The sequence below is a fragment of the Rhizobium leguminosarum bv. trifolii WSM2297 genome (genome assembly GCF_000271845.1).
In genome coordinates this window covers 866,037-887,324 of record NZ_JH719395.1, presented here as the reverse complement: position 1 = coordinate 887,324, position 21,288 = coordinate 866,037, and the positions used below count along the sequence as shown (strand labels likewise).

20 protein-coding genes and 1 pseudogene are annotated in these 21,288 nt (G+C 61.9%); 12 read left to right on the top strand and 9 right to left on the bottom strand.

From position 1 onward, the window contains the following. Window positions 1-56 precede the first annotated feature (56 nt). Window positions 57-329, bottom strand: a pseudogene (locus RLEG4DRAFT_RS64450) (alpha-amylase family glycosyl hydrolase); the annotation flags it as partial. 235 nt (window positions 330-564) lie between these two features. Here RLEG4DRAFT_RS64450 and RLEG4DRAFT_RS19585 point away from each other — a divergent pair. From RLEG4DRAFT_RS19585 to RLEG4DRAFT_RS19560, 6 genes are all read left to right on the top strand, one after another. Beyond that, window positions 565-2,688 (top strand): calcium-binding protein, encoded by a 2,124-nt coding sequence (locus RLEG4DRAFT_RS19585; protein WP_003579279.1) that lies wholly within the window; start codon window positions 565-567, stop codon window positions 2,686-2,688. 125 nt (window positions 2,689-2,813) lie between these two features. Next, window positions 2,814-3,116, top strand: a complete 303-nt coding sequence (locus tag RLEG4DRAFT_RS19580) for a hypothetical protein (RefSeq protein WP_003579277.1) — start codon at window positions 2,814-2,816, stop codon at window positions 3,114-3,116. A 40-nt stretch (window positions 3,117-3,156) separates the two neighbouring features. After that, complete coding sequence (locus tag RLEG4DRAFT_RS19575; RefSeq protein WP_003579275.1) at window positions 3,157-3,663, top strand: winged helix-turn-helix transcriptional regulator; 507 nt, start codon at window positions 3,157-3,159, stop codon at window positions 3,661-3,663. 12 nt (window positions 3,664-3,675) lie between these two features. Next, the gene (gene fabF / locus RLEG4DRAFT_RS19570; protein WP_003579273.1) at window positions 3,676-4,941 is read left to right on the top strand and encodes a beta-ketoacyl-ACP synthase II; all 1,266 of its coding nucleotides are present in this window, start codon (window positions 3,676-3,678) and stop codon (window positions 4,939-4,941) included. Window positions 4,942-5,020: 79 nt separating this feature from the next. Continuing rightward, window positions 5,021-5,449, top strand: coding sequence for a DUF4864 domain-containing protein (locus RLEG4DRAFT_RS19565; RefSeq protein ID WP_003579271.1), 429 nt, complete (start codon window positions 5,021-5,023; stop codon window positions 5,447-5,449). Window positions 5,450-5,552: 103 nt separating this feature from the next. Next, window positions 5,553-5,936, top strand: coding sequence for a hypothetical protein (locus tag RLEG4DRAFT_RS19560; protein ID WP_003579269.1), 384 nt, complete (start codon window positions 5,553-5,555; stop codon window positions 5,934-5,936). A gap of 14 nt (window positions 5,937-5,950) precedes the next feature. Here RLEG4DRAFT_RS19560 and tgt read toward each other — a convergent pair whose 3' ends face one another. From tgt to coaD, 5 genes are all read right to left on the bottom strand, one after another. Then, entirely contained in the window at window positions 5,951-7,081 is a 1,131-nt protein-coding gene (gene tgt, locus RLEG4DRAFT_RS19555) for a tRNA guanosine(34) transglycosylase Tgt (protein WP_003579268.1), read from the bottom strand. After that, the gene (gene queA, locus RLEG4DRAFT_RS19550; protein WP_003579265.1) at window positions 7,082-8,164 is read right to left on the bottom strand and encodes a tRNA preQ1(34) S-adenosylmethionine ribosyltransferase-isomerase QueA; all 1,083 of its coding nucleotides are present in this window, start codon (window positions 8,162-8,164) and stop codon (window positions 7,082-7,084) included. Window positions 8,165-8,233: 69 nt separating this feature from the next. Beyond that, window positions 8,234-8,743, bottom strand: coding sequence for a peptidylprolyl isomerase (locus RLEG4DRAFT_RS19545; protein WP_003579263.1), 510 nt, complete (start codon window positions 8,741-8,743; stop codon window positions 8,234-8,236). Window positions 8,744-8,771: 28 nt separating this feature from the next. Continuing rightward, the gene (locus RLEG4DRAFT_RS19540; protein ID WP_003579261.1) at window positions 8,772-9,344 is read right to left on the bottom strand and encodes a peptidylprolyl isomerase; all 573 of its coding nucleotides are present in this window, start codon (window positions 9,342-9,344) and stop codon (window positions 8,772-8,774) included. A gap of 73 nt (window positions 9,345-9,417) precedes the next feature. Next, on the bottom strand, window positions 9,418-9,912 hold the full coding sequence (coaD, locus tag RLEG4DRAFT_RS19535; protein ID WP_003579259.1) for a pantetheine-phosphate adenylyltransferase: 495 nt from the start codon (window positions 9,910-9,912) through the stop codon (window positions 9,418-9,420). Between the two features lie 90 nt (window positions 9,913-10,002). On the opposite strand from coaD, the gene RLEG4DRAFT_RS58695 reads away from it, so the two are divergent. Both RLEG4DRAFT_RS58695 and RLEG4DRAFT_RS40935 read left to right on the top strand, forming a co-directional pair. Then, on the top strand, window positions 10,003-10,293 hold the full coding sequence (locus RLEG4DRAFT_RS58695) for a hypothetical protein (protein WP_003579257.1): 291 nt from the start codon (window positions 10,003-10,005) through the stop codon (window positions 10,291-10,293). 131 nt (window positions 10,294-10,424) lie between these two features. Further along, window positions 10,425-10,580 (top strand): hypothetical protein, encoded by a 156-nt coding sequence (locus tag RLEG4DRAFT_RS40935; RefSeq protein WP_003539654.1) that lies wholly within the window; start codon window positions 10,425-10,427, stop codon window positions 10,578-10,580. A gap of 353 nt (window positions 10,581-10,933) precedes the next feature. On the opposite strand, the gene gyrA is transcribed toward RLEG4DRAFT_RS40935, so the two are convergent. Continuing rightward, window positions 10,934-13,756, bottom strand: coding sequence for a DNA gyrase subunit A (gene gyrA / locus RLEG4DRAFT_RS19525; protein WP_003579253.1), 2,823 nt, complete (start codon window positions 13,754-13,756; stop codon window positions 10,934-10,936). Between the two features lie 236 nt (window positions 13,757-13,992). Here gyrA and RLEG4DRAFT_RS19520 point away from each other — a divergent pair, with 236 nt between their 5' ends. Next, window positions 13,993-14,640 (top strand): MarC family protein, encoded by a 648-nt coding sequence (locus tag RLEG4DRAFT_RS19520; protein WP_003579251.1) that lies wholly within the window; start codon window positions 13,993-13,995, stop codon window positions 14,638-14,640. Between the two features lie 91 nt (window positions 14,641-14,731). Here RLEG4DRAFT_RS19520 and RLEG4DRAFT_RS19515 read toward each other — a convergent pair whose 3' ends face one another. After that, window positions 14,732-15,244 (bottom strand): single-stranded DNA-binding protein, encoded by a 513-nt coding sequence (locus RLEG4DRAFT_RS19515; RefSeq protein WP_003579249.1) that lies wholly within the window; start codon window positions 15,242-15,244, stop codon window positions 14,732-14,734. A 284-nt stretch (window positions 15,245-15,528) separates the two neighbouring features. Here RLEG4DRAFT_RS19515 and uvrA point away from each other — a divergent pair, with 284 nt between their 5' ends. Genes uvrA through RLEG4DRAFT_RS19500 form a run of 3 tightly spaced genes read left to right on the top strand, consistent with a single transcriptional unit; the run spans window position 15,529 to window position 19,736 of the window. Then, window positions 15,529-18,450, top strand: a complete 2,922-nt coding sequence (gene uvrA, locus RLEG4DRAFT_RS19510) for an excinuclease ABC subunit UvrA (RefSeq protein ID WP_003579248.1) — start codon at window positions 15,529-15,531, stop codon at window positions 18,448-18,450. Continuing rightward, window positions 18,447-18,905, top strand: a complete 459-nt coding sequence (locus RLEG4DRAFT_RS19505; protein WP_003579247.1) for a GNAT family N-acetyltransferase — start codon at window positions 18,447-18,449, stop codon at window positions 18,903-18,905. Before uvrA ends, RLEG4DRAFT_RS19505 begins: the two co-directional genes overlap by 4 nt. 24 nt (window positions 18,906-18,929) lie before the next feature. Next, on the top strand, window positions 18,930-19,736 hold the full coding sequence (locus RLEG4DRAFT_RS19500) for a DUF72 domain-containing protein (RefSeq protein WP_003579244.1): 807 nt from the start codon (window positions 18,930-18,932) through the stop codon (window positions 19,734-19,736). Window positions 19,737-19,773: 37 nt separating this feature from the next. Here RLEG4DRAFT_RS19500 and RLEG4DRAFT_RS19495 read toward each other — a convergent pair whose 3' ends face one another. Then, window positions 19,774-21,246, bottom strand: coding sequence for a bifunctional ADP-dependent NAD(P)H-hydrate dehydratase/NAD(P)H-hydrate epimerase (locus RLEG4DRAFT_RS19495; protein WP_003579242.1), 1,473 nt, complete (start codon window positions 21,244-21,246; stop codon window positions 19,774-19,776). Between the last annotated feature and the right edge of the window lie 42 nt (window positions 21,247-21,288).

Here is a 21,288-nt window from a genome sequence, read left to right as displayed (position 1 = left end):
CGGCTGATCTTTGCGCCGCCGTTGCCGACATTCCAGCCGCCATAAGTCTGAGCATTGTCGCCGAAACCTGCATTCTTCAACAGCTGCGCCTGTGCGCCGCCGTGACATTCGACGAGGTTGTGGTGAAGATCGCCATACCAAGTCGCATCGAAGCAGAGCCCGCCGCCGGTCAGGCTCGGCTGGGTCATTGCCAACCAGTCCGAATATCCTTGGCCGTCAGGAAAAGCTGCTTTCGATGAGCCGCGTCGTGTGGGTCCACTGCTTCGAGAATTTGGCGCCGAATGAGCAGCACGATCGGCGCGCCGACCGTCGGCGTGGAGCACCGGATGGTTCCGCTTATGCGGCCGTCCCAATGACATATCTGTCGGCCGACTGCGAAAAATGCAAGCACAGATTGATGATTCCACTGGATAAATTCCTTCCCGATAGCAGCCACATTCAGGACAATATGCCGTGGTTAACGGGAAACGCTGCACGTGCCTCCTCGTGTATAAAATCGAATCGGCCTCAGAGAATGGGGATATATTCCCATGACCGGCTCCCTCGCAGACCGGGAGAAACAGAATGGCTCAAGCCGTTAGAATCAACGATATTATTCGTTCCTTTGGAATCGATACGCATATGGATTACACCGACGGGAAATACTCCAATGTCGGTGAGGTTGTTAAGGCCTTAGACTATCTTGGCCTCGATACGGTTCGCGATCACGCCCCCAACTCCGCTTCCGACCCGAACGGTCAAACGCATCTCGGCGACGCGGCCGACGCCGGCCTGCAATTCGTCTTCAGCGCCCAGCGGGAAGTGGACCCTGCCGCTGTGGTGCAGCGGCTGCATGCCTTCGTTGAGGCTCATCCGGGGTCGGTCGTCGGCATCGAGGGGCCGAACGAAGTCAATAATTGGCCGGTCAGCTATCATAGCCTGAGCGGCCAGGCCGCAGCAGTCGCCTATCAGAAGGACCTGTCCGCCGCAGTCAACGCCGATCCGCTTCTGAAGAACATCCCGGTCCTCGGCTTTACCGGATATACCGTCGCATCCGCCTCCGATTTCACGACGATCCACACCTATGCGAAGGATGGCGACCAGCCATACTCATGGCTTTCCCGGGAATCCGGTGTTCAGCGTGCTGCCGATCCGGGCAAGCCGCTGGCGATCACCGAGACCGGTTACCACACCTCGCTCAGCGCCGACACCAATGGCGGCTGGGAAGGCGTCAGTGAAGCGACGCAGGCAAAACTCCTGCTCAACACGCTGATGGACGGCGCGGCACTCGGATCGAAGCAGACCTTCCTCTACGAACTGCTGGACGCCTATTCCGATCCCCAGGGCGCCAATCAGGAAAAGCATTTCGGCCTTTTTCATCTCGACTATTCAGCCAAGCCGGCGGCGACGGCGATCCACAATCTGACCGAAATACTGGCGGACGACGGCGCTACCAAGGCGACCTTCAGCGCAGGGACCCTCAATTATTCAATCGACGGCCTGCCGTCCTCGGCCCACAGCCTGCTCACCGAAAAATCGGACGGGAGCTATCAGATCGTCATCTGGAACGAGCCGGATATCTGGAACCAGTCAACCGACACGGCCATCCAGGCCGCAGTAACAAGCGTCAAAGTCAATCTCGGGACCGCCTTCGGCTCCGTGAAGGTTTTCGATCCGCTGAGCGGGACGACGGCGATCAAAAGCCTCAGCAATGTGTCGTCCCTGACGGTCGAGGTCGTCGACCATCCCGTTATTATCGACATCGGCGGCAGCGCCAGCACTCCGCCGCCGGCCACCGGCCATATCTATGGCGGCACGGGCAACGACATATTCACCGTAACCAACCCAACGCAAATCGTCGACGAAAGCAAGGGCAGCGGGACGGATACCGTCATGTCTTCTATCAGCTTCAGCCTCAAGGATACGACGCATACGATCGGCAACGTCGAGAATCTGACGCTGACCGGTTCCGCGAATATCAACGCCACGGGCAATGCGCTGGCAAACGTTCTCGTCGGCAATTCCGGCAACAATATCCTCGATGGAAGCACGGGCGCCGACCGGATGTCGGGACATGGCGGCAACGACGCCTATGCGGTCGACAACAAAGGCGATTTTGTCGATGAAGCAGGTGGATCCGGCAAGGACACCGTCAAGTCCTCGATCTCCTTCAGCCTAGTTGATCAGGTGCATACATCAGGAACGATTGAGAATCTCACCTTGACCGGAACGGCCAACCTCAACGCGACGGGTAACAACACGGCCAATGTGCTGACAGGCAACGACGGAAGCAACATAATCAATGGCGGCAAAGGCGCCGACCAGCTGACCGGCGGGCTCGGCAACGACAAGCTCATCGGGAAAGCCGGCGCCGACATTCTGACCGGCGGCGGTGGCGGCGATAGCTTCGTCTTCGATGTAAAGCCCGACAATATCAGCGTCGACAAGATCCGCGATTTTTCCTCCGCGGCAGGCGACAAGCTGCTGCTCGACCATTCGATTTTCGCCGCGCTCAGCCTGTCCGCATTTTCGGACGAGAATTTCGTTCTCGGCACCAAAGCGCTCGAGGCGGATGACAAGCTGATCTACGATCAGGCGAGCGGCATCCTATCTTTTGACGCGGATGGGAGTGCGGCGGGCGCAGCCATCCATGTCGCTGATCTCGATCATTCTCCGGCGCTTCACTTCAAAGATTTCGTCCTTGTCTGATCCAGTCGGTCCGTCGCCCTTTGGCGGCGGGCTGCCTCTCCCCCGGCTTTTCAGTCTGGTCTTGCCGGCATGATATTCCCGGCCACATTCCTCCATTGATGCCACTAGCAGCACTGGAGAAGTTCTTGCCCTGGATCGCCTATATCGTCCATTTCATCGCCGCGGCCTTTCTGACCAACGGTATCCCGCATTTCGTCAACGGCGTCAGCGGCAGGCCTTTCCGCATCCCGTTCGCGCAACGGGGCAAGCTCGGCTCGCCGATTGCGAATGTCCTCTGGGGTTGGGGGAATTTCCTCGTCGCCTTTCTGCTCTTTGCCAATATCGGACCGCTCTACATCGGCACACCGGGCGACACGATCTTCGTCGCGGCCGGCATGCTCGTCGCCGGCGTGTTGCTCGTCCGGATTTTCGAAGGCGACGCGCGATAGTCACTTGCATGATGATAGTCACTGATATAGTGACTGCGGCATGCAACGGACGAGCTTCAGCGATTTCAAATGCCCGGCGGCGCGTGCGCTCGACAGCGTCGGCGACTGGTGGAGCATCCTCATCCTGCGCGACGCCTTTCAAGGTCTTTCGCGCTTCGACGGTTTCCAGAAGAGCCTCGGCGTGGCGCCGAATATCCTGACGCGGCGGCTCAAGCACCTGACGGATCAGGGGCTGTTCGAACGGCGTCTCTACCATCAGCGACCTGCCCGCTATGAATATGTGCTGACGGACAAAGGCCGCGATTTCTTTCCGGTGCTGATGACGCTGTTTTCCTGGGGCAGCCGGCACATTCCGGAAGAAGACCTCGCCTATCTGCTTGGCGATGCCGCCTCCGGCAAATCGCGCGAGACGGTGCTTGTGGACGCGCGGACCGGCGAACAGGTGACACCCGAAAACACCAGCCTGCTTGCAGGCCCCGCCGCCGACGACGAGGTGCACGCGCGGATCGCCCGCATGCGCGCCTGGTATCTCGGCATCGACGCCTAAAAGGAGAATAGAATGGATCGCATCGTTGTCACCGGCATGGGACTTGTGTCGCCGCTCGGCACCGGCGTCGAACCCGCCTGGAGGCGCCTTCTCGACGGCGGATCGGGGCTGCGGGTGCTTTCGGACGATGTCGTCGGCGAACTTCCGGCCAAGGTCGGCGGTCTCGTCCCCGGCATCGCCGAGGATGCAGAGGCCGGTTTTGATCCAGACCGCTACATCACGCCCAAGGACCAGAAGAAGATGGACCGCTTCATCCACTTCGCCATGGCGGCGACGGAGGAAGCGGTAAAGCAGGCCGGCTGGATGCCGACCGACGACGGCAAACGCGAACGCACTGCAACGATCATCGCGTCGGGTGTCGGCGGCTTTCCGGCCATTGCCGAGGCGGTGCGGATCGGTGAGGCGCGCGGCGTGCGGCGGCTGTCGCCCTTCACCGTGCCCTCCTTCCTCGTCAATCTCGCCGCCGGCCAGGTCAGCATCCGCTACGGCTTCAAGGGTCCGCTCGGCGCCCCGGTGACGGCCTGTGCGGCCAGCGTCCAGGCGATCGGCGATGCGGCGCGGCTGATCCGCTCGGGCGAAGCGGATGTGGCGATCTGCGGCGGCGCCGAAGCCTGTATCGACAAGGTGAGCCTCGGCGGCTTTGCCGCTGCGCGTGCCCTTTCCACCGGTTTCAACGACACTCCGGAACTGGCGTCACGGCCCTTCGACACGGCGCGCGACGGTTTTGTCATGGGCGAAGGCGCCGGCATCCTGGTCATCGAAACACTCGAACACGCGCTGGCCCGCGGGGCGACGCCGCTTGCCGAACTCGTCGGCTACGGCACGGCGGCAGACGCCTATCACATGACCTCGGGCCCCGAAGACGGCGATGGCGCGCGCAGGGCGATGGAGGCAGCCCTTCGGCAGGCGAAAATTCCGGCTTCGGAGGTCAAGCACCTCAATGCGCACGCGACCTCGACGCCGGTCGGCGACAAAGGCGAGATTGCAGCGATCGGCACGGTCTTCGGCCGCAACGGCGGCATTGCCGTCAGCGCGACGAAATCGGCGACCGGCCATCTACTCGGGGCCGCCGGCGGGCTGGAGGCGATCTTCACCATCCTGGCGCTGCGCGACCAGATCGCGCCGCCGACCCGCAATCTGGAGCAGGCCGATCCTGATGCCGACGGCATCGATATTGTCGGCAAGACGGCGCGGCCGGTGGCGATGGACTATGCCATTACCAATGGTTTCGGCTTCGGCGGGGTGAATGCCAGCGCCCTCTTCCGGCGTTGGTCGTAAATCAGCTTTCCCTAAACGGAAAATCGCCTACACTTCTACTCCATCAGGCATCCTTTCCTGATGGAGCCGGAGATCACCCATGCGCGCCTTCTTCGCAGTTTTCCTTCTGTGTGCCGCGTCCATTCTCTCCACCGTCTCAGCCCGCGCCGAAGATCCGATTGATACGACGCGGACGATGATCGAGGAGCAGATCAAGGCCTTCCTCAAAGATGATGCCGAGACCGCCTATTCCTTTGCCGCTCCCGGCATCAGGGCGATGTATCCCGACAAGAACCTGTTCTTCGCCATGGTGAAGAAGAGCTACGAACCGGTTTACCATCCCGGCAACTACGCCTTCGGCCGCAGCCGCTCGATCGACAACGGCGCGCTGATCTATCACGAGGTGCTGATCTCAGGCCGCGACGGCAAGGACTGGACGGCGATCTACCAGATCACCCGCCAGCCTGACGGCAGCTACCGGATCAACGGCGTACAGATCATGCCGGATGCCGACAGCAAGGGCATTTGACGCATGTCCGTTAAGCGCGTGCGGATTAAGCATCCCTGCAGAGTTGTGTCCGGCAGCCTCGGAACGTAGAGAACCCACGTCTTTCTATCCGGGGTGAAACGCAATGCCTATTTCATTCAAGTGTTTGGTCGCCGCTGCGGCGCTCGGCTTAGCCGTCATGCCGGCTACAGCGCAGGCGGAATCCTTTTCCAAGCTTGCACGGCAGGATTACGCCGTCGGCAAACTCACCAAGGGGAAGGCCGGCGGCTACGGCTGGCTCCTCTCGAACGGCAGCAAGCGGTTCTTTTGCCGGCTGGACGCCAGCCTGGCTTATGTCAGCAAGAAAGAGATGGTGAGCATCCTGGCAAGCGGACGGCTCATCAAGCTGGACCGTGCCGCGTTTGAGGCATCGATCGGTGGCCCCGATGCGTCCATACCGCAATGGAGCGATCTTCAGGCCGGCCGCGTCAAGCCGGCCGATGTCGGGAACTGCACACCAGCTCCCTGATTGACCGAAGTGCATTATACAGGCTGAAGATCGCCTCTCGCCCATTCCTCCTGCGTTTCCGCCATGAAATCGGCGAAGCGGCCTTCGGCGATCGCCTTGCGGATGCCCTGCATCAATTCCTGGTAATAAGCGAGATTGTTCCAGGAAAGCAGCATGCCTCCCAGCGCCTCGTTGGAGCGCACGAGATGGTGCAGATAGGCGCGTGAATAGTCGCGCGAGGCCGGGCAGTTCGACTGTTCGTCGAGCGGACGCATATCCTCGGCATGGCGGGCATTGCGGATATTGACCTTGCCGCGGCGGGTAAAGGCCAGGCCGTGGCGTCCGGAACGGGTCGGCATGACGCAGTCGAACATGTCGATGCCGCGGGCGACCGACTTCAAGATATCGTCCGGCGTGCCGACGCCCATGAGGTAACGCGGTTTTTCCAGAGGCAGCACCGGCAGCGTCGTTTCCAGCATCTGCAGCATGACGTCCTGCGGCTCGCCGACGGCAAGGCCGCCGATCGCATATCCCTTGAGGTCGAGTTGGCTCAGCGCCTCGGCCGAACGGACGCGCAGCGCCGGGATGTCACCGCCCTGGACGATGCCGAACATCGCCTTCCCCGGCTGTTCGCCGAAGGCGATCCGGCAGCGCTCGGCCCAGCGCAGCGACATTTCCATGGCGCGTTCGATCTCCTTCGGCTCGGCCGGCAGCGCCACGCATTCGTCGAGCTGCATCTGGATGTCGGAGCCGAGCAGGCCCTGGATTTCGATGGAGCGCTCCGGCGACATATGATGCAGGCTGCCGTCGACATGCGATTTGAAGGTGACGCCCCGCTCGTCGAGCTTGCGCAGGCCGGAGAGCGACATGACCTGGAAACCGCCGGAATCCGTCAGGATCGGGTGCTCCCAACGGATCAGCTTGTGCAGGCCGCCGAGGCGGGCGACGCGCTCGGCGCTCGGGCGCAGCATCAGATGATAGGTATTGCCGAGGATGATGTCGGCGCCGGTCTCACGCACCTGGTCGAGATACATCGCCTTGACGGTTCCCACCGTGCCGACAGGCATGAAGGCCGGCGTGCGGATCGTGCCGCGCGGCATGGAAATCTCGCCAAGCCGGGCGCCGGCATCAGTCTTCTTCAACGTGAATTGGAATTTCTCTGTCATTTAGTCTTTCCGGAAAAGAAGGCTCGCGTCGCCGTAGGAGTAGAAGCGGTAGCCTGTCGAAATGGCGTGTTTATAGGCCGCATGCATGGTCTCGAAGCCTGAAAAGGCCGAGACCAGCATGAACAGCGTCGAGCGCGGTAGGTGGAAATTGGTCATCAGCATATCGACCGCCTTGAAGCGGTAGCCGGGCGTGATGAAAATGCCGGTGGCGCCGCTCCAGCCGCGGATCTCGCCGCTTTCCCCAGCTGCACTTTCGATCAGCCGCAGCGAGGTGGTGCCGACGCAGACGATGCGCCCGCCCCTTGCCTTCACGGCGTTCAGCCGTGCGGCGGTCTCAGCGCTGACGGTGCCGCTTTCCAGATGCATCCGGTGATCGGCGGTATCGTCCGCCTTCACCGGCAGGAAGGTGCCGGCGCCGACATGCAGCGTGACGAAATGGCGTTCGATGCCCGCCTTGTCGAGCGCCTCGAACAGCGCAGGCGTGAAATGCAGGCCGGCGGTCGGCGCAGCAACGGCGCCCTCTTCGCGGGCATAGATCGTCTGGTAATCCGCGCGGTCGCGGTCGTCCTCCGGGCGCTTGGCGGCGATATAGGGCGGCAGCGGAATATGGCCGACGGCGGCGATCGCCTCGTCGAGCGCCGGGCCGGAAAGATCGAAGGCGAGCGTCACCTCGCCGGCCTCACCCTTTTCCTCGACGGTGGCATCGAGCGAGCCGAGGAAGCAGCTTTCGCCGCTATGGCCGAAGGCGATGCGGTCACCTTCCTTGATACGCTTGCCGGGCTTGGCAAAGGCCTTCCAGCGACTCGGGCCGACGCGCATGTGCAGCGTCGCCGACACTTGCTGGCCGCCGGCGCCGTCGCGGTGGCGGACGCCTTCGAGCTGGGCGGGAATGACTTTGGTATCGTTGAAGACCAGCGCGTCGCCTGCCCGCAGGAAGGACGGCAGCTCGCCGACGTGATGATCGGAGAGCGTGTTGCCCGCATTGGAATCAACGACGAGCAGGCGCGCGCTGTCACGCGGCTCGGCGGGCCGCAGCGCGATGCGTTCATCGGGCAGATCGAAATCGAAAAGGTCTACGCGCATAAGGGCACTTTCAAAGCGAAACCCGCCCTCGCGCGGTCACGCAAGAGCGGGTTTCAGCAGAAATCACAATCAGACGTCGGCGGCAACCCGCATCGAGACGATCGAGTCCGGATCGGAAACCGGCTCGCCGCGCTTGATCTTGTCGACGTTGTCCATGCCTTCGATGACCTGGCCCCAGACGGAATACTGCTTGTTCAGCCAGGGCGCGTCGGTGAAGCAGATGAAGAACTGCGAATTGGCGGAGTTCGGGTTCTGCGAACGGGCCATCGAGCAGGTGCCGCGCGTATGCGTGGTGGCGGAGAATTCAGCCTTCAGATCCGGCTTGGAAGAGCCGCCCATGCCGGCGCGGCCGGGATTGAAGGTTTCAGAACCCTTCTTGCCGAATTCGACATCGCCCGTTTGGGCCATGAAATCCTGGATGACGCGGTGGAAGACGACGCCGTCATAGGCATTCTCGCGGGCGAGTTCCTTGATGCGGGCGACATGCTCGGGGGCGACCTGCGGCAGAAGCTGAATGACAACCTTGCCCTTGGTGGTTTCCAGAATGATGGTGTTTTCGGGATCCTTGATCTCGGCCATAATCTTCTCCTCTTGTTTCTCTGGTAACTTACTTCTTGCCCAGGGTGACCTTGATCATCCGGTCGGGACTTTTGACTTCGCCGTTCTGGCCTTCGCCGCGCTTGATCTTGTCGACATTCTCCATGCCGGACACGACCTTGCCGACGACGGTGTACTGGCCGTTGAGGAAGGAGCCGTCGGCGAACATGATGAAGAACTGCGAATTGGCGGAATTCGGATCCTGCGAGCGGGCCATGCCGACCGTGCCGCGTACGAACGGGGTCTTGGAGAATTCAGCCGGAATATCGGGCATGTCGGAGGAGCCGGTGCCGGCAAGGCTGGCATCGAAGCCCTTTTCCATGTTGCCGTATTTGACGTCGCCGGTCTGGGCCATGAAGCCCTCGATGACGCGGTGGAAGGCGACGTTGTCGTATTCGCCCTTCTTGGCCAGCGCCTCGATCTGGGCGACATGCTTCGGCGCCACCTCAGGCATGAGCTGGATGACGACGGGGCCGTTCTTCAACTGAATGGTGAGATAATGATCGGCCGACTGGGCGAAGGCATCGCCGGCGAAGGAGGCGAGATACAATACGCCGGCAAATGCGAGATAAAAGAGTTTCATGTGGGCTCCATTGCGGCGGGTTCCGCCTGGTCTTTGCGCTTGCTCGTCTTTGTCTTGCAAGTCTTTGTAGCTGTTAATTTTGGCGCTTGGATGTGAGGGCTTGTAGGACGGCGGCCGGCACGAAGGCGCTGACATCGCCGCCCATGGCGGCGATCTGGCGGACCAATGTGGCGGTAATGGGCCGCGAGGCCGTGCCCGCCGGCAAAAAGATGGTCTGGATATCGGGCGCCATCGTCCTGTTCATGCCAGCCATCTGCATTTCGTAATCAAGATCGGTGCCGTCGCGAAGACCGCGGATCAGAAGCGTGGCGCCATGGGCGCGGGCGGCGTCGACAACCAGATTGTCGAAGGCGACGACTGATATGTCGCCCGTCTTACCGGGCAGCGTTGCGGCGAGCGAAAGGCGGATCAGCTCGGCCCTCTCCTCGAAGGAAAACAGCGGCGCCTTGCCGGGATGGGTGCCGATCGCGACGATCACCTTTTCGGCGACGTTCAGCGCCTGGACCAGAACATCCACATGCCCGTTGGTGATCGGGTCGAAGGACCCCGGATAAAAAGCTGTCGTCATCTGGCCCGACCGTTGGTTTGACGCCTTTTGTCACGGATGCCGCCTTCCCGCAAGTGATTTGGGCAATCGTCCCGGACGGTTGAACGGCGGATGAATGACCCGTTCAAGGCGGTTTCAGACAGGATCTGCTTTATTCAAATCATCAACGCGGCCGATGCCATTCCGGCAGCCGGCGCTCCCCGAAAGACCAGACCCATGCTGATCGTGCTTGTTGCACTTGCCGTCGTTTCCTCGCTCGCCGTCGAGATGGCCTATGGCTATTTCGCCGATCGCTACGAGGTAAGCTGGGTGCGGCCCGAGCTTGCCCAGCATGCGGCGATTGTACGGGCCCAAGGTCGCCTGCGTGAAAAAAACCGGGCCGCGAATCTGAACGCCAGATGAACGAGACATTCAAGGAGGCTTCAGATCGGCATTGCTAAACACCGCCTCAACATCCGGCGGAACCATTTTAAAACGGATGCGTTCATTCAACCGACACATAGATGCGATTATCGCGGCAGGAAGGACTAAAGATGCCCGGCAAGATTACGATGATTAACGTGCTCTGGATGGTAATGGTCACGGGCATGCTAACCGCAACTGTCGCTCTCTATGATCAGAAGGTTGATACGTCCAAGGTTTATGGTCCCTATGCTTCGGCCCGGACGGCCGTACTGGGCCAGTACTGAGGGGCGCAAACGCAACTCCCCAGGAAAGGAATGCCTATGTTCACGATCTTGACAGTGCTCACCGCCCTCCTCAGTGTCATGTTCATAGTGTCTGTAGCCTCCACGATATCAGCGCTCCGGCGCGAAGGTGAAGAGGTCAAGGCGCTGAACGAAAAACATAGAGCGTTCTGACGTTCCTTTTTCCAACCCCTTCCCCACCTTGAGCGGCACCCTTCCGCTGCCCAAGGCCTTTCAAAGCCGGATGCACCCAGCGTCCGGCTTTTTCTTTGGGCGTTGTCTTCAGCCATCTCCGGTTGAAAAGAAAAGGCGGCTTGAAAAGAAAAGGGCGGCCCGAAGCCGCCCCGTTCATCTGATTATTCCTCGGTGGGCCCAGCAGGATCACCATCGGCACTCGGCACTTCGCCGGCAGCCCCTTCGTCGGTAGGAGCAGCACCTTCGGCGAGTTCGACAGCCTCCTCCGTCTCCTCTTCCTCCGGCTCGCTGATGCGCTCGACCGAGACGACCTTTTCATCCTTGTGCGTCGAGAAGATGGTGACGCCCTTGGTGGCGCGGCTGGCGATGCGGATGCCGCCGACCGGCACGCGGATCAACTGGCCGCCATCGGAAACCAGCATGATCTGGTCGCCGTCATCAACGGGGAAGGCAGCCACCAGTTCGCCGATCTCGCTGGTTTTCGACGTGTCGGTGGCGCGGATGCCCTTGCCGCCGCGGCCGGAGATGCGGAAGTCATAGGATGAGGAACGCTTGCCGAAGCCCTTCTCGGAGACGGTGAGCACGAACTGCTCGAGCGCCTTCAGTTCCTCGTAACGCTCGTCGGAGAGTTGTCCCCCTTCGGTGACTTCCTCGCCAACCAGCGCGATTTCCTCGGCCTCGCCGGTCGTCAGGCGCCGGTCGTTGGCGGCGCGCTTCAGATAGGCGGCGCGTTCCCACGGCTGGGCATCGACATGGCGGACGATGGTCATCGAGATGATGCGGTCGCCGCCGGCAAGGCTGATGCCGCGCACGCCGATCGAGTTGCGGCCGGCAAAGACGCGAACGTCGTCGACGGAGAAGCGGATGCACTGGCCGAGCGCCGTTGTCAGCAGCACGTCGTCATGTTCCGTGCAGGTCTCGACGGAGAGGATTTCATCGCCCTCCTCCTCGAGCTTCATGGCGATCTTGCCGTTGCGGTTGACCTGGACGAAATCCGACAACTTGTTGCGGCGAACCGTGCCGCGCGTCGTCGAGAACATCACGTCGAGATTATCCCAGCTCTCCTCGTCCTCGGGCAAGGGCAGGATCGTGGTGATGCGCTCGCCGGGTGCCAGCGGCAGCATGTTGATCAGCGCCTTGCCGCGCGAGGTCGGCGTGCCGATCGGCAGGCGCCAGACCTTCTCCTTGTAGACGATGCCGCGCGAGGAGAAGAACAGAACCGGCGTATGGGTATTGACCACAAATAGCCGGCTAACGAAATCCTCATCGCGCGTGGTCATGCCGGAGCGGCCCTTGCCGCCGCGGCGCTGGGCGCGATAGGTGGTCAGCGGCACGCGCTTGATATAACCGAGATGCGAGACGGTGACGACCATGTCCTCGCGGGCAATCAGATCCTCGTCGTCCATTTCGAGGCCGCCATCGACGATCTCGGTGCGGCGCGGCGTGCCGAATTCGTCGCGGACGGCGATGAGTTCATCCTTGACGATCGTCTGGATGCGGACGCGCGAGGAGAGAATATCGAGGTAATCCTTGATTTCTTCGCCGATTTTGTTGAGTTCGTCGCCGATTTCATCGCGGCCAAGCGCCGTCAGGCGGGCAAGACGCAGTTCGAGGATGGCGCGGGCCTGCTCTTCGGAGAGATTGTAGGTCAGGTCCTCGTTGATGCGGTGGCGCGGATCGTCGATCAGACGGATCAGACTTTCGACATCTTCGGCCGGCCAGCGGCGGGTCATCAGCTCTTCGCGGGCCGACTGCGGATCGGGCGCCTGGCGGATGACGCGGATGACTTCGTCGATATTGGCGACGGCAATGGCGAGGCCGACCAATACATGGGCACGGTCACGTGCCTTGCGCAGCAGGAATTTGGTTCTCCGGCTAACGACTTCTTCGCGGAAGGAGACGAATGCGCGCAGCATGTCGAGCAGCGTCAGCTGTTCCGGCTTGCCGCCGTTCAGCGCCACCATGTTGCAGCCGAAGGATGTCTGCAACGGCGTGTAGCGATAGAGCTGGTTGAGGATGACCTCGGCATTGGCGTCGCGCTTCAGCTCGACGACGACGCGATAACCCTGGCGGTCGGATTCGTCGCGCAGGTCGGAGATGCCTTCGATGCGCTTATCGCGCACCAGTTCGGCCATCTTCTCGATCATCGTCGCCTTGTTCACCTGATAGGGAATCTCGGTGATGATGATCTGCTCGCGGTCGCCGCGCATCGGCTCGATGGCGGCGACGCCCCGCATGATGACCGAACCGCGGCCGGTCTCATAGGCTGAGCGGATACCGGCACGGCCGAGGATCTTCGCACCCGTCGGGAAGTCGGGGCCGGGAATGATCTGTATCAGGTCCGTCAGCTCGATGGCCGGATCGTTGATCAGTGCGATGCAGCCGTCGATGACTTCGGAGAGATTATGCGGCGGGATATTGGTCGCCATGCCGACAGCGATGCCGCCGGCGCCGTTGACCAGCAGGTTCGGGAACTTGGCCGGCACCACGACCGGCTCGGAAAGCGTGCCGTCATAGTTATCGCGGAAATCGACAGTTTCCTTGTCGAGGTCGTCGAGCAGCGAATGGGCAGCCTTTTCGAGGCGGCATTCGGTGTAGCGTTCGGCCGCCGGCGGATCACCATCGACCGACCCGAAATTGCCCTGGCCGTCGATCAGCGGCAGACGCAGCGACCAGGGCTGGGCCATACGGGCGAGCGCATCGTAGATCGCGGAATTGCCGTGTGGATGGAATTTACCCATCACGTCACCGGTGACGCGGGCGCATTTGACGTATTTCTTGTTCCAGTCGATGCCGAGCTCGGACATGCCGTAGAGGATGCGCCGGTGCACGGGCTTCAGGCCGTCGCGCACGTCGGGCAGCGCGCGGCTGACGATGACGCTCATGGCGTAATCGAGATACGACCGCTGCATTTCCTCCATGATGGAGATGGGCTCGATGCCTGGCGGGAGCTTCCCGCCGCCGGGGGGTGTTTGCTCAGTCAAAACAGATCACGATCTCTTCTAGAATCACTTGAAGATTTATAGCGGAAAGCCTGTTCCCGCGCCATTTTCACAGGGCGTTTTGAACAGGCTTTTGCGGCTTAAAGAGGGTAAAACATGCAAGTCGCGGGGCCGGAGCGGACAAATCCGCCGCCGACGGCCGCGGGATATTTGCCAAATCGGAATCCCCGCTTCACAATCATAAAAACCACGTGACCATATGGGCTTCCGGAGAGACGATGGCAAGCGCCGACCTATTGATCAACGCCTTCACGACGCTGCTCGTCACCATCGACCCGCCGGGGCTGGCACCGATTTTCCTGGGACTGACGACGGGCATGAGCCGTGCCGAGCGCACGCAGGTGGCGCTGCGCGGCTCGACCATCGCCTTCATCATCCTCGCCGTCTTCGCCCTGTTCGGCGCAAGCGTTCTCGGCGTGCTCGGCATCTCGATCGGCGCCTTCCGCATCGCCGGCGGGCTGCTGCTCTTCTGGATCGCCTTCGAGATGGTGTTCGAGCGGCGCCAGGAGCGCAAGGAGAAGGCCAGCGAGGCTGCCGTCACCAAGGATCATATCGAGAATATCGCCGTTTTCCCCCTCGCCTTGCCGCTAATCGCCGGCCCGGGTGCGATCTCGGCGACGATCCTGCTCGCCGGCACGCTTGCTACCTCCATCGGAAAGGCCCAGCTGATCGGCGTCATTGCCGCCAATCTGCTGCTGACCTTCCTGATGCTGCTGATCGCCGAAAGGCTCGACCGTTTCCTCGGCGTCACCGGCCGGGCGATCCTGACACGGCTCCTCGGCGTCATCCTCGCCGCGCTTGCGGTGCAATTCGTCGTCGACGGCGCGAAAGCGGCGCTCAATCTCATCAGCGCGACGCCGCATTGAAACGCGGCCTCTGCCGCGAGATCAAAAAAGCATGACGCCGTTAAAGACGTCATGCTCTCGGATAATTCATAGAACCAGCAAAGCCTACCGATCAGAACGGGATGTCGTCGTCGAGATCCCGCGAGAAGTTGCCTCCGCCGCCACCGCCGCGGCTGGGCGATGAAGAGGGAGCCGGGGCGCCGTAATCGTCGCCGTAATCATTGTTGCTGCTGCCGCCACGGCCGCCGCTGGAGCTTGCACCGCCGCCTTCGCCGCGGCCGTCGAGCATGGTCAGGGTCGAACCGAAGCCCTGCAGCACCACTTCCGTGGAGTAGCGGTCCTGGCCCTGCTGGTCCTGCCACTTGCGGGTCTGCAGCTGGCCTTCGATATAGAGCTTGGCGCCCTTCTTCACATATTGCTCGACGACCTTGCAGAGGCCTTCGTTGAAGACGACGACGGTGTGCCATTCGGTCTTTTCGCGGCGCTCGCCGGAATTGCGGTCGCGCCAGGTCTCCGAGGTCGCGATGCGAAGATTGGCGATCGGCCGGCCATCCTGAGTACGGCGGATTTCCGGGTCCGCACCGACATTTCCAATCAGAATTACCTTGTTTACGCTACCAGCCATGCTTCTCACCCTGCCTGCCGCCCTGCCCGGCGGCGTTTCAATCGATCGGCGCACCTTAAACCATCACGGACCGCCGATGCGCATGAACGGTCTTTAATCCACATCTTTATCCATCAGAACGCCACATGCATCCATCAGGAATTTTGTTCTTTATTTGTTCTAGTTTATCCGTATGATCCTGTCAACAGAATCGAAAACCTTCAGTGTTGCGGACATTCAGCCTCGACTCGCCGGTCGGCATCACTAAATAAGGGCTGTTATCCCAAAGGACCAAAGCTGAGACGATGAGCGAACTGAAGACGATCTCCATCCGCGGCGCGCGCGAGCACAATCTCAAGGGCATCGATCTCGATCTGCCGCGCAACAAGCTGATCGTCATGACCGGGCTGTCAGGCTCCGGCAAATCTTCGCTTGCCTTCGACACGATCTATGCCGAGGGCCAGCGCCGTTATGTCGAGAGCCTGTCGGCCTATGCCCGGCAGTTCCTCGAAATGATGCAGAAGCCCGACGTCGACCAGATCGACGGGCTGTCACCGGCAATCTCGATCGAGCAGAAGACCACCTCGCGCAATCCGCGCTCGACGGTCGGCACCGTCACCGAGATTTACGATTATATGCGCCTGCTGTTTGCCCGCGTCGGCGTTCCCTATTCACCGGCGACCGGCCTGCCGATCGAGAGCCAGACGGTCAGCCAGATGGTCGATCGCATTCTCGATTTCGGCGAGGGCACCCGTCTTTATATTCTCGCGCCGCTCGTGCGCGGGCGCAAGGGCGAATACAAGAAGGAACTGGCGGAGCTGATGAAGAAAGGCTTCCAGCGCGTCAAGGTCGACGGCCAGTTCTACGAGATCGCCGAGGCGCCGGTGCTCGACAAGAAATACAAGCACGATATCGACGTGGTGGTCGACCGCATCGTCGTGCGTTCAGATGTCTCGGCCCGCCTGGCCGACAGCCTGGAGACTTGCTTGAAGCTCGCCGACGGGCTGGCGGTTGCCGAATTCGCCGACAAGCCGCTGCCGCCGGAAGAGACTTCGGCCGGCGGCTCGGCCAACAAGTCGCTGAACGAGACGCATGAGCGCGTGCTGTTTTCGGAGAAATTCGCCTGCCCGGTCTCCGGCTTCACCATTCCGGAGATCGAGCCGCGGCTATTTTCCTTCAACAATCCCTTCGGCGCCTGCCCGACCTGCGACGGCCTCGGCGCCCAGCAGAAGATCGATCCGGACCTGATCGTGCCCGAACCCGAGCGGACGCTGCGCGACGGGGCGATCGCCCCTTGGGCCAAATCGACCTCGCCCTATTACAACCAGACGCTGGAAGCGCTCGGCAAACATTACGGCTTCAAGCTCGGCACCCGCTGGAACGATCTGTCTGACGAAGCCAAGGACGTCATCCTCAACGGCACCGAGGACAAGATCGAATTCCATTACGCCGACGGCGCGCGCTCCTATACGACGCATAAGAATTTCGAGGGCATCATCACCAATCTCGAGCGCCGCTGGAAGGAGACCGATTCCGCCTGGGCGCGCGAAGATATCGAGCGCTTCATGTCGGCTGCCCCCTGCCCTTCCTGCAACGGTTTCCGCCTGAAGCCGGAAGCGCTGGCGGTAAAGATCGACACGCTGCATATCGGCGAAGTCACCGGCATGTCGATCCGCATCGCCCGCGACTGGTTCGAGACGCTGCCGGCGAGCTTCAACGCCAAGCAGAACGAGATTGCCGTGCGCATCCTCAAGGAAATCCGCGACCGGCTGCGCTTCCTCAACGATGTCGGCCTGGAATATCTCAGCCTGTCGCGCAACTCCGGCACGCTGTCTGGCGGCGAAAGCCAGCGCATCCGGTTGGCCTCGCAGATCGGCTCTGGGCTGACCGGCGTGCTCTATGTGCTCGACGAGCCGTCGATCGGCCTGCATCAGCGCGACAATGCCCGGCTGCTCGACACGCTGAAGCATCTGCGCGACATCGGCAACACGGTCATCGTCGTCGAACATGACGAGGACGCGATCATGACGGCCGACGACGTGGTCGATATCGGCCCGGCCGCCGGCATTCATGGCGGCCAGGTTATCGCCCACGGCACGCCGCAGGATATCATGGACAGTCCGATGTCGCTGACCGGCAAATACCTCTCGGGCGAACTCGGCGTTCCCGTTCCCAACGAGCGCCGCAAGCAGAAGAAGGGTCGCGAGATCAAGGTGGTCGGCGCCCGCGGCAACAATCTGAAGAACGTCACGGCATCGATCCCGCTCGGGGTGTTCACGGCGGTGACCGGCGTTTCCGGCGGCGGCAAATCGACCTTCCTGATCGAGACGCTCTATAAATCGGCGGCAAGGCGGGTCATGGGCGCGCGTGAAAACCCGGCCGATCACGATCGTATCGACGGCTTCGAGCATATCGACAAGGTGATCGACATCGATCAATCGCCGATCGGCCGCACGCCGCGCTCCAACCCGGCGACCTATACCGGCGCCTTCACGCCGATCCGTGACTGGTTCGCCGGCCTGCCGGAGGCCAAGGCGCGCGGCTACCAGCCCGGCCGCTTCTCCTTCAACGTCAAGGGCGGACGCTGCGAAGCCTGCCAGGGCGACGGCGTCATCAAGATCGAGATGCACTTCCTGCCCGATGTCTACGTCACCTGCGACGTTTGTCACGGCAAGCGCTATAACAGAGAGACGCTCGACGTCACCTTCAAGCAGAAGTCGATCGCCGACGTGCTCGACATGACGGTTGAGGAAGGCGTCGATTTCTTCGCGGCGGTGCCGGCGGTGCGCGACAAGCTGCAATCGCTGAAGGATGTCGGCCTCGGTTATATCAAGGTCGGGCAGCAGGCCAACACGCTCTCGGGCGGCGAGGCGCAGCGCGTCAAGCTCGCCAAGGAGCTGTCGAAACGGTCGACGGGGCGCACGCTCTATATTCTCGACGAACCGACGACCGGCCTGCATTTCCACGACGTCGCCAAGCTGCTCGAAATGCTGCACGAACTGGTCAACCAGGGTAATTCGGTGGTGGTGATCGAGCATAATCTCGAAGTCATCAAGACTGCCGACTGGGTGCTCGATTTCGGCCCGGAAGGCGGCGATGGCGGCGGCGAGATCGTGGCTGTCGGCACGCCCGAAGCGATCGTCAAGGAAAAGCGCTCCTATACCGGACATTTCCTGAAGGAATTGCTGGAGCGGCGGCCGGCGAAGAAGGCAGTTGCGGCGGAATGATGAGGCCGGCGTCGCCCGATGATCTCAAAACGATCGCGACGCTGACGGCCGCCGCCTATCGACCCTATACCGAGCTCTTCGGCGCTCCGCCGGTCCCGGTGACAGAAGACTACACGCTGCGGATCGAACGCGGCGAGGTCTGGCTGCGCGAGATCGGCTGCGAAACGGCCGGCCTCGTGGTTGTCGAGCGGCATTCCGATCACCTCATGCTGTTCAGCATCGCGGTCTCGCCGGCCTTTCAGGGGGCTGGGCATGGGCTGGCGATGCTGCGCTGGCTAGACGGCAAGGCGCGGGAATGGGCCGTGCCGGAGATCCGGCTTTATACGAATGCGCTTATGGAACGGAATATCGCGCTTTATGGCGCCTTCGGGTTTCAGGAAACGGGTCGCCGGCCGAACCCTAATCGGCCAGGATGGACACTCGTCGACATGACGAAAGCGATCGATGCGGCCTGAACGGCTGCGAATGGGGAGGACGACATGACGAAATCCGGCACTATCCGCACCGGCATCGGCGGCTGGACCTTCGAGCCCTGGCGCGGGCATTTCTTTCCGGATGACCTCAAGCAGAAGGACGAGCTGAATTATGCCAGCCGCCAATTGAAGGTCATCGAGGTCAACGGCACCTACTATAGCACCCAGAAACCGGCAGTCTTTGCCAAATGGGCGGCCGACGTGCCCGAGGGTTTCATCTTTTCGCTGAAGGCGACGCGTTTCGTCACCAATCGGCGGGTGCTTGCCGAAGCCGGTGAATCGATGGAGCGTTTCCTGTCATCGGGGATCAGCGAACTCGGCGATCATCTCGGGCCGCTGCTTTGGCAGTTCGCGCCGACGAAGAAGTTCGATCCGGACGATTTCGAGGCCTTCCTAAAACTGCTGCCGGCAAAACAGGACGGGCTGGCGCTCCGCCACGTGGTCGAGGTCCGGCACGATTCCTTCAAGGTGCCGGAGTTCGTGGCGCTGCTTGCGAAATATGGAGTGGCGCCGGTTTGCGCCGAGCATTTCGAATATCCGATGATCGCCGACGTCACGGCCGATTTCGTCTATGCCAGGCTGCAGAAGGGCTCGGACGATATTCCGACCTGCTATCCCGATAAGGACTTGGAGGCCTGGGCAAAGCGGCTCGAGACCTGGGCCGAAGGCAAAGTCCCTGACGATCTGCCGCTGATTGATGGGGATCGCAAGGTCAAAGCCGAGCCGCGCGACGTCTTCGCCTTCATGATCCATGAGGGCAAGGTAAATGCGCCGCATGGGGCGATCGCCCTGCAGCAGGCGCTGGCGAAATAGGCCAGCCTAAGCTAGGAGCGGTTATGCGCCGACCGGGCTAAAGCGGCAATACGTGGGCGGCGAGTTCCTCCGCCGTCAGGCCCTTACCGGCGCGGTGGCCGGCTTCACCATGCAGCCAGACGCCGGCGGCGGCGGCCTCGAAGGCCGGCAGGCCTTGGGCGAGCAATCCGCCGATAATGCCGGCGAGCACATCGCCGGAACCGGCGGTGGCAAGCCAGACGGGAGCGTTGGTATTGATCAGCGCCCGTCCGTCCGGGGCAGCGATGACGGTATCGGCGCCTTTATAGACGATCGCAGCATTGGCGCGGCGGGCGGCGGCCAAAGCCTTGTCCACCTTCCCCAGCGCATCGTCGCCGCCGATATCGGGAAAGAGCCTGGAAAATTCACCTTCGTGCGGCGTCAGCACCAGGCGCGGTTCGCCCTGGAAAAGATCAAACAACTGCTGCGGATCATCCTTGAACGAGGAGATGCCGTCGGCGTCGAGAACCAGATGGCGATCGGCAAGGGCGGTGACGAAGCCGCGCGCCCTGGCGCCAATACCAAAGCCGGGGCCGAGGACGAATGTCTGCAGTCGCTTGTCAGAAAGCCAGTCGTCGAGCTCGGCTTCGTCATCGATCGCATGTAGCATCACCGCTGTGAGATGCGCGGCATTGGCGGCCATCGCCGCATGCGGGGCTGCGATCGTCACCAGGCCGGCGCCGGCCTTCAGGCCTGAGACCGCCGACATGCGCGCGGCCCCCGTCTTGTCGGCCTCGCCTGAGAAGACCACCAGATGGCCGCGTTTGTATTTGTGGGTTTCCAGCTGCTCGGCCGGCAGCACACCCTTCCAGGCGTCCGGCCTGTTCTCGGCGATGGCGCCGCTTGCCTCGGCCCTGATGATACGGGCGGGAATGCCGATATCGAAAACCTCAAGTTCGCCGCAAAGCTCCCTGCCCGGCATCAAGAGATGCCCGGGCTTGCGAGTCATGAAGGTGATGGTGTTCTGCGCCTTGAAGGCCACCCCCAACACCCGGCCGGTGCGGCCATCGAGGCCGGAGGGCAGATCGATGGCAAGCACCGGGATGTCGGCCTCGGCGACGCGCCCGATCAGGGCGTTGACATCGGCCGGCACCTCGCGGCCGAGGCCAGCGCCGAACAGGCCATCGATGACGACGTCGCCGGTTTCGGGCTGGTAGAGATGGAGTTCCCGGCTTTGGAGCGCGCATCCGGCTTTCGCGCGGGCCGCATCGCCCTTCAGCCTCGAGGGATCGCCAAGATGGAAGAGCGCCACTGCAGCTCCGCCCTCCCGCAGGTGCCTTGCTGCCACATAGGCGTCGCCGCCATTGTTGCCCGGCCCGCAGAGCACGACGAAGCGCAAAGCGCCGGGATGAAGACGCAGGGCCGCAGCCGCGACCGCGGCGCCTGCCCTTTCCATCAGACCAAAAGAATCGATACCGGATGCGGCAGCGGCCGTGTCGACTGCAGCCATCTCGGCGGGCGTGAGAAGAAGTTCGGACAGTTGGTGGCTCATTGGCCTATTCAATCGAAAAACGCCTAAAAAACAACCGCCTGA